Here is a 14025-nt window from a genome sequence, read left to right as displayed (position 1 = left end):
AGAAATGACCCCAGCCTCTGGAGGTCCCCCACCCCGGACGCCGTTCGCGACCCGTCATCCGGGGTACGTCTCCGGGGTACGAGACCGGTGAGACGGCGGGGGTCCGCGATGCGTACTACGGGTATGAGAGCGATCGTCGCCGCGGCGGCCGTGTCGGCCCTGGTGGCGGTGTGCGGCTGCACGGCGCAGGGCACCGACGCGGACGGCGGGCACCACCTGCCCGTCCACATCAAGCTTCCCGGCAGCAGCGGTGGCAGTAGCAGCACCGGTGACGGGAAAACCTCCGCCTCCCCGAGCACCGCCCGCGCCGCGAACGTCCTGTGGTCGCGCGGCGACAGCGGCGGTGCCGTGCGCGAACTGCAGGCGCGGCTACGGCAGGTCGACTGGCTCTTCGACGGGCCGACCGGGACCTACGACGACCTCACCGAGCAGGCCGTCGCGGGTTTCCAGGGCAAGCGCGGGCTGCCGAAGACCGGCGAGACCGACACCGTCACCTGGCAGCGGCTGCTGAAGATGACGCACGAGCCGGGCAAGTGGGACCTGTATCTGATGGGCGGCCAGCCGGCGGGCGCGCCCGACCCGCGCTGTCTCACCGGCCGGGTGCTGTGCATCGACAAGACGAGCCGGACCCTGCGCTGGATGATCGACGGACGGACGGTGTCGACGATGTCGGTGCGGTTCGGCGCGCAGTACACCCCGACCCGCGACGGTGTGTTCCAGGTCTACTGGAAGGCCCGGAACTGGGTGTCCACGCTCTACCACTCCCCCATGCCGTACGCGATGTTCTTCAGCGGCGGCCAGGCGGTGCACTACTCGTACGACTTCTCGATGCGGGGTTACGCGGGCGGCTCGCACGGCTGCGTCAACGTACGGGACGAGGCGGCGATCGCGAGTCTCTTCGCCCAGGTGCGGACCGGCGACAAGGTCGTCGTCCACCAGTAGGTGTATGAGGCGCGGGCGGGACCGGGGGAACGTGTCCCACCCGCGCCGTGTGCACGAGCCGTAGGTACGGGGGGAACCCCGGCTCTGTGCGATGGCCGATGACCAGTCGGCTCACTCAGTACTGCGCCATGGCGGCCGGAAATGTCACACCTGCCGCGAAGAAATTTCCACGAACCACGAAAGCGCAGGTCAGCGGCGTGCGATCGGTTCAGAGCACGCTGTACGTCGGGCTCGGCGACGGGGTCTGCCGGGGGACCGTGGTGTGCGACGGGGCCGGGGCGGACGGCGGCTGGTACCGGGCGAGCGGGGTGAGGACCGAGGGGCCGGAGGTGGCGGCGCCGTTGTTCTGGTAACCGCCGTTGCCGCCACCGCTGCTGCCGTTGCCGCCATTGCCGCCGCCCGGTGCGATGGGGGCTATGTGCCCGCCGCCGCCCTGGCCGCCGGCCTGCTCGTCCGAACCGTTCTGGTCGCCGCCCTGACCGCCGGCGTTCTGCCCGTTGCTGTCACCACTGCCGCCGCTGTTGCCGCTGCCCTTGCCGCCGGCGTTCTTGTCGTCCGTGCCGGTGCCGGTGTCCTGAAGGAGGCCCTTGCAGTACGTCCACACGTGGGACGTGCCGCCCGCCGCGCCCTCCAGGGTGCGCTTGCGGCCGGGGGCCAGCGGCTTGCCGTCGCGCACGGCACGGCAGGACGAGGTGACGCCCTTCCACCAGCCGCCGGAGCCGAAGGACTTGCCGTCACCGGTACCGGCGGAGGGCGTGGGGTCCGTACCGCTGCCGGCGGCCTCGCCTGAGGAGTCGTCGGAACCGCCGCCCGCCGTGGGCGTGCCCGGACGGCCGGTGCCGCTCGGCGAGGGCGAGACGAGGGTGCGGTCGGGCGGTGTCACGGCGGCGGAGATGGAGGAGGCGGGCGTCGGATCGTCGTAGAACGGCGTCGGAAGGGCTCCCGTGCCGACCGCGGCCGCTACCCCGCCGAGCATGCCGACGGCGAGCGCGGCGGTCAGGCCGACCCGTACGGGTCTTCCCCAGCGGGGGCCCGGGACGGTCGCGGCGGGTCGCCCGAGCCGGACGAGACCGGCGTCGGAGGACGGCCCGCGGCCGCGCCGGGCGAGGGCGGCCCGCTCGACATCGTTGCCGGTGCGCGCGGCCCTGAAGGCGGCCAACGCGGCTTCCTCGCCCGGGAGTTCGACCTTGGCCGGCGAGGGTTCCACGGACAGCGCGCCGAGGGTTCTGGCGAGCCGCTCGGCCTGGGCGCGGGCGGCCGGGTCGACGGCTTCCAGGGACTCGCCGCGCAGCAGCAGTTCGGCGGTCTCACGGTCCAGCCATCGGCCGGGGGTCCGAGGGGTGTCCCCCGGAAAAGCAGAGCGCTCGTCGGCCATCACATGTCCTTCTGCGTCCGCGCGCGCGTATGCGTCACAGTGGCGGACGTCACCGCGCGGTCGCGCGGGTCTCGCTGGGGCGGCAGGGCGTCGAGGGCCGCGGCCGATTCCGGGTCGCCGCCGAGGAGTTCCGCCAGCCGTTTCAGCCCGCGGTGCGCGGCCGTGCGGACGGCGCCGGGCCGCTTGCCGAGGGTCTCCGCGGCGGTCTTGGCGTCGAGGCCCATGACCACCCGCAGGACGACGGCCTCGGCCTGGTCCTGGGGCAGCTGGGCGATGAGGGAGAGGGTGCTGTCGGTGGCCAGGGCCTCGATGGCCTCGCCGGCGGTGTCGGACTCGGCGGCGCGGCCGGTGAGTTCGCTCTCGTCGCCGCCTATCGCGGGGCGGCGGCCGCGCATCCGTATGTGGTCCAGGGCGCGGTTGCGGGCGATGCGGGCCGCCCAGCCGCGGAACCGGTCCGCGTCCCCGCTGAACCGGTCCAGGTCCCGGGCGATCTGCAGCCAGGCCTCGGACGCGACGTCCTCGGCGTCCGGATCGCCGACCAGCGTCCGTACGTATCCGAGCAACCGTGGGTGCACCGTGCGGTACACAGTCCGGAACGCGGTCTCGTCCCCGTCCTGTGCCGCAAGCACCGCGGCGGTCAGCTCCGCGTCGTCCCCCAGCACGTGGTCCCTCGAATGGTGTCGGTCGCGTCCGCACTCCGGCGCGAAAGGCACGTTACGACCTGAAACTGTTCCTCGTCCATGTCCGTACAAGACGCAACTACTTGGTTCGGACCCCCGGTGTGACAGAAAACGCACTCCCGGCGCTGTAGAAAATACGGGCCGCCGCGCGGCCCGTACAGCGCGACGGCCGGGGCCTCTCCTGTGGGGGGTGGCGGCTCCGGCCGTCTCCGCGGTGTCTCCCTCTCTCGCCCCCGTCGTCGCGTGTGTGGTCCGCGGCGCTGGCCCCCCTCTATATCGACACGGTCAACACCCCTTACGAAGCAGACATGTTGACTCCGTGTTAACCCGATGGAGCGACCTCTGGGACCAGTGTTGACGGTGATAGCATTCCGCCGTCTGCGACCTTGATCCACTTTTGTTCAGGCCTTGAGCCCGAACGCGGACATCTCTCCGCGTAGATCAGCCATGCAGTCCCCTGGACGGGTTGCGGATCCCTGCAAGGCGTACTCGACGACGCCTGCATGCCACGCGCCGGGAAAGGTTTCCATGACTCAAGACGTGCTTCTTTGGTGCCTGGTTGCGATAGCGGTGATAGCCATAGCCGCAGTCGTCGCACTCGTGCTCCGCAGCAGAGCCCTGGGGAGGAGGAAGAAGGAATCCGAGGCCGCGCTGGAGGCGCGGCTGCGGTATGCCCAGGGTGAACTCGACCGTGTCCAGGCCTCTTTGGTGAAGATGCGGGACGAGCAGGACGATGTCATCCGCGAGGCGGGCCAGGCCGCCGAGGAGAACACCAAGGCGGTCCTCAAGGGCGCCGCCCGTTTCCTGCAGAGCCTCGCGGCCGAGCAGACCACGCTGCTGGACGGGGTCCAGCGCGAGTACGGCGGCCACGCGGTCCTCTCCGACCTGATGGACATCACCCACGCCAACGCGCAGATGGCCCGCAAGGCACAGGGCATCGCCGTCATGTGCGGCGCCCCGCTGGGCCGCCGCAACCAGCCCGCCAGCGTCTACGACGTCGTCCGCAGCGCCCAGAGCCAGATCCGCAACTTCCAGCGGGTCGAGATCATGCAGCCCAGCGGCATCGCGCTGAAGGCCTCCGCCGTCGCGCCGGTCGCCCTGGCCGTCGCCGAACTCCTCGACAACGCGGCCAGTTTCTCCCAGGCGGACGCGCCGATCGAGGTCACGTTCCGGCAGGCCCAGAAGAACCTGTGCATCGTCATCGACGACGCCGGCGTCGGCATGGGCGACGAGGACCGGCAGCGGGCGAGCGCGCAGCTGTCCGGCGAGGGCCTGCCCCGGCTGTCCCAGCTGGGCACCCAGCCGAAGTTCGGCTTTCCCGTCATCGGACTGATCGCCCGTCAGCACGGCTTCACGGTGGATGTCACCGGTGTCTCCCGGTACGGCGGCGTACGGGCCGTCGTCCTCCTGCCCGAGGAGCTGTGGACCATGGAGGAGGCCCTGCCGCCCGCCACCGAGGCGCCCGTGAGCAGCATCCGGCCGATGGACGCCGGACGGTCGGCGCGTACGGCGGGCGGCCTGCCGAAGCGTGGCTCCCGCATCTCGCCCGCCGGTGTCACCACGGGTGGGGAGCAGGCGCCCCGCCGCAGTGCCCGCCGCGGCTCCGGCAGCCTGGCCGCCCTCCAGCGCGGTACGCAGTCCGCGCGTGACACGGCCTCCTTCGACACCCCGACGCCCGGAGGGTCCGAAAACGCATGAGTACAGGAGACCTGTCCTGGATGGTCCAGGACATCGTGGACAACGTGCCGAGGGCACGGCACGCCGTGGTGTTGTCCGCGGACGGCATCCCACGCGGGTCGACGGACGACCTGACCGGCCAGGACGTGCGGACCATCTCCGCCGCCATGGCGGGGATGCAGTCGCTCAGCCGGGCCACGGCCCACTTCGCCGGGCTGGCCCGGGACCGGAACTGGATCCAGACGGTCATCGAGTTCCAGCACGGCTGGGTGTTCCTGATCGGGGCCGGGCAGGGCGCCTACCTGGCCGCCGCCGCGGAGCCCGACGTCGACATGGAGCAGCTCTCGTTCCGGATGAACCGGCTGGTCTCCCGGCTGGGCAACAACCTCACGGCCCCGCCCCGGGTGACCGCCGGTGACGCGGCCCAGAGCGGGGACACCTCCTCGGCGCTGCGGGACGGCGGGGGCGGGAACGTCTTCACGCTCGTGGAGCTGGACAAGGCGGTGGCGTCGGTGCCGGGCGCCCTGCACGCTCTGCTGCTCGGCGCGGACGGTCTGCCGCGCGGGGCCAGCTCGGGCATCGGCAGGAACCTCGCGGACACCATCTCGGCGGCCATGACCGGCATCCACGCCTACAGCCGGGCGACCGCGCCGTTCGCCGGCGGGCAGCAGGACGACGAATGGATGCAGACGGTCATCGAGTTCGAGCACGGCTGGGTGTTCCTGATCGCGGCCGGCGAGGGGGCCTTCCTCGCGGCGGCCGCCGAACACACCTGTGACATCGAGGAGTTCACCGTACGGCTGGGCGACACGATGGCGGCGCTCACCGCCGGGTCGGCCACTCGCGGAGGAAGGACGGGCGATGAGTGACGAACTGGACGGCGAGCTGGAGCTGACGGCTCCATTAGTCCCACTCTTCGTCATCGCGCAGGGTCGCGCGCTGCCACGGGAGAGCGAGTACGAGCACACCACGATCATCACGGCCCAGGAGGGTGCCGTAGCGGCCGCTCGCACGCTGGCGCCGGAGGCCCGCACGGTCATGGACCTGATCGCGGACGGGTTCCTCTCGGTCGCCGAGGTCGCCGCGCACACCCGGCTGCCCCTGGGCATCGTCCGCATCCTGTTGGCGCAGATGGCCGAGGACGGCCTGATCCATGTGCGCAATCCGGTGCCCCACGCCGAACGCCACGACCCCGTCCTGCTGACCGCCGTGCTCGACGGCCTGATGCGAATTCGAACCGGAGCGTAGTCCCGTGTATCTGGATCCCGACGTCTCCCGCTCCGTGAAGATCCTGGTCGTGGGCCACTTCGCGGTCGGGAAGACCACGTACATCGGAAGTGTCTCCGAGATAGAGCCGCTGCAGACCGAGGAGGAGATCACCGAGGCCAGCGAGGGTCTCGACGACCTGTCCGAGACCCCGGACAAGACGACCACGACCGTCGCGATGGACTTCGGGCGGCTCACCCTCGGCGAGGACCTGGTCCTCTACATCTTCGGAACGCCCGGGCAGGAGCGGTTCAAGCAGATGTGGGAGGGGCTGTCCCGGGGAGCGCTGGGGGCGCTGGTCCTGGCGGACCCCGAGCGGCTGGAGGAGACGTTCCCCGTCCTCGACCTGGTCGAGGCGTTCGGCCTGCCCTATGTCATCGGCGTCAACACGTTCGAGGGGAAGCAGCAGTTCCCGCTCGACGAAGTGTGCGAGGCACTCAACATCTCGGAGGAGACGCCGGTCATCCACTGCGACGTCCGTGACCAGGACTCCTCGATGCAGGCACTCATCACGCTCGTGAAGCACCTCTTGTCCTCACTCGGCTAGGAGCCAGCATGCAACAGTCCTTCGACCCGTCCGGGGCACCGGCCGGCTGCCCCGCGCACGGCAATGTCCCGCTGTACGGGTCCGACTTCGGCTCCGACCCCGAGAGCACCTACGCCCGGCTGCGCACGCTGGGGCCCAGCGCCCCGGTCGACATCGCGCCGGACGTCGAGGTCGAGCTGGTGACCAGTTACGACGCCAGTCTGTACATCCTGCAGAACCCGACCCTGTTCGTGCGGGACTCGCGCCGCTGGAACGCGCTGAACGAGGGGAGGGTGCCCGCGGACAGCCCGGCCGTGCCCATGATGGGTTACCGCCCCAACGCCATGTTCAGCGACGGCGCGGCGCACGCCCGGCTGCGGCAGGCGGTCACGGACAGTCTCGCGACCGTCGACCAGAGCCGGATCGTCCGGCTGACGCAGCAGTCGGCCGACTACCTGATCAGCCAGTTCAGCTCCGAGGCCCTGGGGCAGGCGGAGCTGATGTCCGCGTACGCCCAGCCGCTGCCCCTGCTGGTCTTCGGTGAGTTGTTCGGCTGCCCGCCCGAACTCGGCGACCGGGTGATCGCCGGAATCACCGGCGTCTTCCAGGGCGTCCCGGGTTCCGACGAGACGCTGGGCGGCGCGGTCGCCGAACTGATCGCCCTCAAGCGCCGGCAGCCCGGCGAGGACATCACCACCCGCCTGATGGTGCACTCCTCCCGGCTGACCGACGAGGAGGTGCTGCACCAGCTCGTGACGCTGCTGGGCGGCGGAACCGCGCCCCTGGCGGCCTCGATCGGCACCAGCGCCGCGCTGTACCTCAGCGACGACTGGCCGACCGGCCTGCCGGTCGAGGACGCGGTCGTGAAGACGTTGTGGAACTACTCGCCGATCGCCAACTACGCGGGCCACTACCCCACGCAGGACGTCGAGTTGGGCGACCGGACCCTCCGGGCGGGCGACCCGGTCGTGATCTCGTTCGCGGCGGCCAACACCGACCCCAAGCTGACCGCGCACCGCGAACAGCTCAGCTCCAAGGCCCATCTGGCGTTCGGCGCCGGCCCGCACGGGTGCCCGGCGAAGGACCCGGCCTTCATGATCACGGCCACGGCCGTCGAGTCCCTGCTCAACCGGCTGCCCGACGTCGAGATGCGCGTCCCCTTCAAGGAGCTCTCGTGGGTGCCGGCGCCGTGGAGCCGCCAGCTGGTGACCGTGCCCATCCGCTACACCCCCCGCGCCGTGCCGTCCGCGGCCAGGGCCCAGCCCGCGCGGCCGGCCTCCGCCCAGGCCGGGCAGCAGCCCGCCGCGATGCCTCAGCCGGCCGGGGCCGTCCGTCCGTCCCACGCCGCCCCGCGCCCCAAGGGCGGGATGTTCAGCCGCTTCCGGGCCTGGGTGAATGGCGAGTGACGTAAGTAACCCTACGAAAGCGCTGTGTTATCGGATGATTCAAACATCCCACGGGTACGGATGGCGGCTGGCAGAGAGGAGCCACCATCGTGGGAAGCGTCACGACTCCGGAATCGGACCGTCGGGCCACCATCTCCCTGCTCTCCCGTCTCCGGACGGCTGAGGGACAGGCCGATCCCTTCCCCATCTACGCGGACCTCAGGGCGCGCGGCACCGTCAGCCCCGCGCCCTGGGGCGGTCACCTCGTGACCGGTTTCAGCGCCTGCGACCAGGTACTGCGCAACAGCCTCTGGCTCGAACCGGACACCAGCTGGCGGGAACAGCAGGGTGCGGGCAGCCGCTGGAACGCCCCCTCCTCACTGGAGACCAGCCGGACCCTGCTCGCGCTCAATCCTCCGGAGCACACGCGCGTGCGCCGGGCGGCGGGCACCTTCGACCGCGGCACCGTCGAACAGCTCGGCCGCCGGGTGGGCCACATCATCGACGGTCTCCTCGACACCCTGCACGAGCGCCTGCGCTCGGGTGAGGCCGACTTCACGGCGCTGGTCGGCGAGGAACTCCCGGTCGCCACCCTCGGCGGCTGGCTCGGGCTGCCCCGAGCCGACTGGCCCCGCCTGCGCGCGCTGACCCACGAGCAGGTCTTCTCCCAGGAACTGCTCCCGAACGCCAGCCAACTGGCCCGTTCCGACGCCGCCACCGCGGAACTGCGCACCTACTTCACGGAGTTGGTGCGCGAGCGGCGCGAACACCCCGGAGACGATCCTGTCTCCCGGTGGATACACACCTGGGACGAGCTCGAACCGGACCGGGACAAGGCCGACGAGGCCGTCTACTTCCTCGCCCTGTTCGTCATGCTGGCGGCCATGGAGACGACCGCGACCATGCTGTCGACCCTGGTCCTCCGGCTGGTCGAGGATCCTGACCGCTGGAGCCTGCTCGCCGAACACCCGGACCTTGTCCCCGAGTTCGTGGAGGAGTCCCTGCGCCACGACCCTCCTCTCCACCTCATCGACCGGGTCGCCTCCGAGGACTGCCTCCTGGAAGGCGCCGAGATCCGGGCCGGGGAGATGGTCCACCTCATGGTGGGCGCCGCCCATCACGACCCCGCCCACTTCCCCGACCCCGGCTCCTTCGACCTCCGGCGCAAGACGCCCCACCTGGCCTTCGGCGGGGGCATCCACTACTGCCTGGGCGCGCCCCTGGCCCGGCTGGAGGCGCAGACCCTGCTCCGCCGCATGATCGCCCGCCTGCCCCGACTCACCCTGGTCCGCCGCCCCGCGTACGCACCCCGGGTGGCGTTCAGGCGACTCCTCAACCTGGACGTTTCACTGACATGAACCCGCCAACACCGCCCGGTACGGCCGCACCCGCCCCCGTGCGGCAGCCCGCGGACGACGCGGAGCCCGCACCTCCCGCCGCCGCCCTGAGCCCCACCCGGACCGGATCCGTCCTCCACGTACGGCTCAACCTCTCCGCCCAGGACGACGACGTCCTGAACTCCGCCGTCATGGACGCGCTCATCGCCGTCCTCGACGGCCTCCACGACCAGCCCGACGTCCAGATCCTGGTGCTCTCCTCCCTGGGGGGAGGACTTCTGCCTGGGAGGGGACCGCCGGAAGTTCCAGGAGACTCTGGCCACCGATCCGACCGGGGCCACGCTGCGGCGCACCGCGGACAAGGCCCACCGGCTGTGCCAGGCACTGGAGAACACCCATGCCGTCACCATCGCCCGGCTCCACGGCAAGGTCGTCGGCGCCGGCCTCGGGCTCGCCGCCTACCGCGACCTGCGCGCGGCGCGGACACCTGCCGTTTCCGCATGCCGGAGATCGGCCTCGGAATGGCACCCAACTGGGGAGGCGCGACGGGGCGCCTGATCTCGGAGGCCGGTGCCGCCCGGGTCCGTGAACTCCTGCTCACCTGCGACGAGTTCGACGCCCCCGCCGCCCACCGGCTCGGACTCCTCCACAAGGTCGCGCCCCTCGACCAGATGGACGACACCATCAGCGCCTGGACCAGCCCCCTCGCCCGGCGCTCCCCCCAGGCGCTCGTCCTGACCAAACACATGCTTGCCGGCTACGCGAGCCGCCCGCACCACCGACACCGCCCTGCTCGACTCCCACCTCCTCGCCGCCCAACTCGCGCGACCCCGCTGACCGGTGGGCCTACGCCGGCCGTCCGGGGAGTCTCTCCCCGGACGGCCCGTGACCGCCCGGGCCGTCGGCGCCGCGACTGAACACCCCTCCCGAAGACGGCACTTCCCCCTCAGCGTCCCCTCGACCGCCAACCGCCCTGCCTACGCGTCGACACCGCAGCCGAACACCCCTCCCGAAGACGAGACTTCCCCCTCAGCGCCCCCTCGACCGCCAACCGCCCTGCCTACGCGTCGACACCGCAGCCGAACACCCCTCCCGAAGACGAGACTTCCCCCTCAGCGCTCCCTCGGCCGCCAGTCGTCCTGACTACGCGTCGGCGCCGCCTGGACCCCCGCGTCCCGCGCCGCCCTGAACGCCGCCACCGCCCGCCGTTCCGCCTCGCCGTCCACGTCGCCCTCGCGGAGAGCCGCGCCCAGCAGGCCGGGAAGGCCGGGCAGGCCCGTGTCGTGTTCAGCCATGTCCGTCCCCATCCCTTTCCCGCACGCCCAGTTCGCGCGCCAGCCGCTTCAGCCCCCGATAGGCGGCCGTACGCACCGCCCCCGGCCGCTTGCCCAGCACCCGCGCGGCGGCGGGCCCGTCCAGCCCCACGACCACCCGCAGCAGCACGGCCTCGGCCTGATCCCGCGGCAGCCCCCGGACCAGCCCGAGCGCGTACTCCGTGGAGAGGGACTCCAGCGCCTGGTCGTGGGTGCTGTGCGGGCCCGGCAGTTCGAGTACGTCCTGCTCCAGCGTCGCCGGTCTCGGACGCACCCTCGACCGCCGCAGATGGTCGAGCGCCCGGTGCCGGGCGATGGTCGCCGTCCAGCCGCGGAAGCCCGCCCCGTCGCCGCGGAACCGGCCCAGGTCGCGGGCGATCTCCAGCCACGCGTCCGACGCCACGTCCTCGGCGTCGTCGCCGACGAGCCCGCGCAGATACCCGAGCAGCCCGGGCTGCACGAGCCGGTACGCGACCGCGAACGCGCCGTCGTCGCCCTCCTGGGCCCGCGCCACGGCCGCGCCCAGCTCCCCGTCGTACGCGTGCCCGCGCCGGTGCTCGCCTGTCTGGCCCAAGGACTGTGCACCCCCCATCGCCCTCAGCGCCGCCCCTCACAGAAACGTCACAGCCCGCGGCCCGCCCGGCACATCTCCGGCCCGCCCACGGGGCACGGTCCCTCTGGCCCCGGCGCACGTCCGCCCGTGGCGTCCCCGCGAACGAAGGAGACCCATGTCCGACCTCCGTATCGGTGTCCTCGGCTACGGCCTGCGCGGCAGCCTCGCCCGCGTCGCCCACCGCCCCGGCGCGGGCTCCCGCGTCACCGCCCTCGCGGACCCCGACCCGGCGGCCCGGGAGGAGGCGGCCCGCGACTTCCCGGAGGCATCAACAACCCCCGACCACCGGGAAGTTGTCACGTCCCCCGACGTCGACGCGGTCCTCGTCCTCACGCCCGACCACACCCACGCCGACCTCGCCTGCGAGGCGCTGCGCGCGGGCAGGACCGTCCTCGTCGAGAAGCCGCTCGACATCACCGTCGAACGCTGCGACCGCGTCCTGCGCACGGCCCAGGAGACCGGCACCCGCCTCTACGTCGGCCACAACATGCGCCACATGCCGGTGATCCGCCTGATGCGCGACCTCGTCGAGGGCGGTGCGATCGGCACCGTGAGGACGGTGTGGGTACGGCACTTCGTCGGCTACGGCGGCGACTGGTACTTCAAGGACTGGCACGCCGAACGCCGGTACAGCACAGGCCTGTTGCTCCAGAAGGCCGCGCACGACCTCGACGTGATCCACTGGCTGGCCGGCGGCTGCACCCGCCAAGTCCAGGCGTTCGGCGACCTGTTGGTCTACGGCGATCTCCCGCACCGGCGCGCGCCCGGCGAGCCGAAGACCGCCGACTGGTACACCGAGGACGGCCACTGGCCGCCGCACACCCAGCGGGCGCTCAACCCGGTCATCGACGTCGAGGACGTGTCGCTGGTCAACATGCGCCTGGACAACGGGGTGTTGGCCGCCTACCAGCAGTGTCATTTCACCCCCGACTACTGGCGCAACTACACCGTCATCGGCGACGCGGGCCGGCTGGAGAACTTCGGCGACGGACCCGGCGCGGTGGTGAAGGTCTGGAACAGCCGCCGCTCGGAGTACCGGGAGCGGCCCGACGCCGAGCACCTGGTCCCGGACGCCACCGGGCAGGACGGCGAACACGGCGGCGCCGACCCGCTGTTGATCGACGAGTTCCTCCGGTTCGTACGGCACGGCGGGCACACCGACACCTCACCCGTCGCCGCGCGGATGGCCGTGGCCGCGGGGTCCGGGGCCACCGAGTCACTGCGGGACGGCGGCACCCCGCGCGAGGTGCCGTCCCTCGATCCCGACCTCGTCGCCTACTTCGAGCGGGGTCAAGTGCGGTTGCCGTAGGGCTGATCGGGGCCGTAGGGCTGATCGGGGCCGTAGGGCTGATCGGGGCCGTAGGGCTGATCGGGGCCGTAGGGCTGATCGGGGCCGTAGGGCTGATCGGGGCCGTAGGGCTGCTTCTCAGATGGAGGTCTCCACCGGCTGCTGCGGGGTCTCCTTCGCCACCGCGCCCGGTGTGGGCACCCGGTCCGCGTTCACCAGGACGCCCGCGATGAGGGCGGCGAGCAGGATCGAGGCCATCGCCCACCAGGTGGCGACGTTGAAGCCGTGCACGGCGGCCTTCGCCTCCAGCAGCCGCTTGTTCGCGCCGGGGCCCGCGTGGGCGGTGGCGTAACGGGTGGTGACCGTGGCGGCGATCGTGTTGAGGAGGGCCGTACCGATCGAACCGCCCACCTGCTGGGCGGTGTTGAAGGTCGCGGAGGCCGCGCCGGAGTCGCGGGGTGCGACGCCGCCGGTGGCCAGGGAGACCGAGGTCATCATCGCCGTACCCATGCCGAGGCCGAGCATCAGCATGCCGGGCAGGATGTACTTGGGGTACGCGGGCTCCACGCCGACCTGGGCGATCAGCGCGAGCGCGCCCGCCGCGACCAGCAGGCCCGGGACCATCAGGGTGCGCGGCGGGACCCGGTGCAGCAGCCGGGCCGCGACCTGGGTCGAGCCGGTGATCATGCCGACGGTGATGGGGAGATAGGCGACGCCCGTCTTGACCGGCGAGTATCCGAGGACGCGCTGCATGTAGTAGGTGAGGAAGAGGAAGACGCCGAACATGCCGATGGTGACGAACAGGATGGTCAGGAACGCCCCGACCCGCTGACGGTCCTTCACCACCGACATCGGCAGCAGCGGAACCTTCGCCCGGGTCTGCCAGAACCCGAAGGCGCCGAGCAGGACGACCCCGGCGGCGAGCAGCGTCAGGACCAGCCCGTCGCCCCAACTCCGCGACTCCGCCTCGGAGAAGCCGTACACCAGCGTCAGCATGCCGAGGGAGCCGAGCAGCGCGCCGGGTATGTCGAGATGCGCGTCGGGGTGCCGGGAGCTGTCGCTGAGCAGGACCCACGCACCGGCGAACGCGACCAGCGCGATGGGGACATTGACGTACAGACACCAGCGCCAGTCCAGGTACTGGGTGAGGAAACCGCCGGCGAGCAGACCGACCGCCGCGCCCGCTCCGACGATTGCGCCGAACACGCCGAAGGCCTTGCTGCGGTCCTTCGGGTCGGTGAACGTCGTCGTGAGGAGCGAGAGCGCGGAGGGGGCCAGCAGGGCGGCGAAGACTCCTTGCAGTGCCCGGGCGCCGAACAGCATGCCCTGGTTGGCGGCGGCACCGCCGAGCGCGGACGCGGCGGCGAAGCCGATCAGCCCGATCATGAAGGTGTTCTTGCGCCCGGCGAGGTCGGCGATCCGCCCACCGAGCAGCAACAGCCCGCCGAACGCGAGGGTGTAGGCGGTGATGACCCACTGCCGGTTCCCGTCCGACATCCCGAGGTCGGTCTGGGCGGACGGCAGTGCGATGTTGACGATGGTCATGTCGAGGACGACCATCAACTGCGCGAGCGCGATGACGACCAGCGCCCACCAACGACGGTTCTCGGCCATGGATCCTCC

The 14025-nt window shown here is 71.6% G+C and carries 13 protein-coding genes and 1 pseudogene; 9 read left to right on the top strand and 5 right to left on the bottom strand.

Going from position 1 to position 14025, the window contains the following annotated elements; genetic code table 11:
- The first annotated feature begins 108 nt into the window (after positions 1-108).
- Positions 109-942, top strand: a complete 834-nt coding sequence (locus tag R2B38_RS25885; RefSeq protein WP_318018375.1) for a L,D-transpeptidase family protein — start codon at positions 109-111, stop codon at positions 940-942.
- A gap of 208 nt (positions 943-1150) precedes the next feature.
- Here the strand turns inward: R2B38_RS25885 and R2B38_RS25880 are convergent, their stop codons facing one another.
- Positions 1151-2317, bottom strand: coding sequence for a hypothetical protein (locus R2B38_RS25880; RefSeq protein WP_318018374.1), 1167 nt, complete (start codon positions 2315-2317; stop codon positions 1151-1153).
- Positions 2317-2979: an RNA polymerase sigma factor gene (locus R2B38_RS25875; RefSeq protein WP_318018373.1), complete on the bottom strand. Its 663-nt coding sequence runs from the start codon at positions 2977-2979 to the stop codon at positions 2317-2319. Before R2B38_RS25875 ends, R2B38_RS25880 begins: the two co-directional genes overlap by 1 nt.
- 618 nt (positions 2980-3597) lie before the next feature.
- Between R2B38_RS25875 and R2B38_RS25870 the strand changes: the two genes are divergently transcribed.
- The 7 genes and pseudogenes from R2B38_RS25870 (at position 3598) to R2B38_RS25840 (ending at position 10025) form a co-directional block, all read left to right on the top strand.
- Complete coding sequence (locus R2B38_RS25870; RefSeq protein ID WP_318018372.1) at positions 3598-4695, top strand: ATP-binding protein; 1098 nt, start codon at positions 3598-3600, stop codon at positions 4693-4695.
- A 20-nt stretch (positions 4696-4715) separates the two neighbouring features.
- The gene (locus R2B38_RS25865) at positions 4716-5543 is read left to right on the top strand and encodes a roadblock/LC7 domain-containing protein (protein ID WP_318021788.1); all 828 of its coding nucleotides are present in this window, start codon (positions 4716-4718) and stop codon (positions 5541-5543) included.
- Entirely contained in the window at positions 5536-5922 is a 387-nt protein-coding gene (locus tag R2B38_RS25860) for a DUF742 domain-containing protein (protein ID WP_318018371.1), read from the top strand. Before R2B38_RS25865 ends, R2B38_RS25860 begins: the two co-directional genes overlap by 8 nt.
- Positions 5923-5926: 4 nt before the next feature.
- A complete protein-coding gene (locus tag R2B38_RS25855; RefSeq protein ID WP_318018370.1) occupies positions 5927-6487 on the top strand; it encodes a GTP-binding protein in 561 nt (186 codons plus the stop codon).
- An 8-nt stretch (positions 6488-6495) separates the two neighbouring features.
- Positions 6496-7872, top strand: coding sequence for a cytochrome P450 (locus tag R2B38_RS25850; protein WP_318018369.1), 1377 nt, complete (start codon positions 6496-6498; stop codon positions 7870-7872).
- A gap of 89 nt (positions 7873-7961) precedes the next feature.
- The gene (locus R2B38_RS25845) at positions 7962-9209 is read left to right on the top strand and encodes a cytochrome P450 (protein ID WP_318018368.1); all 1248 of its coding nucleotides are present in this window, start codon (positions 7962-7964) and stop codon (positions 9207-9209) included.
- Positions 9206-10025 (top strand): annotated as a pseudogene (locus R2B38_RS25840) (enoyl-CoA hydratase/isomerase family protein). The gene R2B38_RS25845 and the pseudogene R2B38_RS25840 overlap by 4 nt, the downstream one beginning before the upstream one ends.
- 275 nt (positions 10026-10300) lie before the next feature.
- Here R2B38_RS25840 and R2B38_RS25835 read toward each other — a convergent pair.
- Positions 10301-10483, bottom strand: coding sequence for a hypothetical protein (locus R2B38_RS25835; protein WP_318018367.1), 183 nt, complete (start codon positions 10481-10483; stop codon positions 10301-10303).
- Positions 10476-11075 carry an RNA polymerase sigma factor gene (locus tag R2B38_RS25830; RefSeq protein ID WP_318018366.1) on the bottom strand — a complete coding sequence of 200 codons (600 nt, stop codon included), beginning with the start codon at positions 11073-11075 and terminating at the stop codon, positions 10476-10478. Before R2B38_RS25830 ends, R2B38_RS25835 begins: the two co-directional genes overlap by 8 nt.
- A gap of 154 nt (positions 11076-11229) precedes the next feature.
- Here R2B38_RS25830 and R2B38_RS25825 point away from each other — a divergent pair, with 154 nt between their 5' ends.
- Positions 11230-12423: a Gfo/Idh/MocA family oxidoreductase gene (locus R2B38_RS25825; RefSeq protein ID WP_318018365.1), complete on the top strand. Its 1194-nt coding sequence runs from the start codon at positions 11230-11232 to the stop codon at positions 12421-12423.
- A gap of 117 nt (positions 12424-12540) precedes the next feature.
- Here R2B38_RS25825 and R2B38_RS25820 read toward each other — a convergent pair whose 3' ends face one another.
- Positions 12541-14016 carry an MFS transporter gene (locus tag R2B38_RS25820; protein WP_318018364.1) on the bottom strand — a complete coding sequence of 492 codons (1476 nt, stop codon included), beginning with the start codon at positions 14014-14016 and terminating at the stop codon, positions 12541-12543.
- Between the last annotated feature and the right edge of the window lie 9 nt (positions 14017-14025).

It is taken from the genome of Streptomyces sp. N50, assembly GCF_033335955.1.
GTDB lineage: Bacteria > Actinomycetota > Actinomycetes > Streptomycetales > Streptomycetaceae > Streptomyces.
This window is presented reverse-complemented; position numbering and strand designations above follow the sequence as displayed.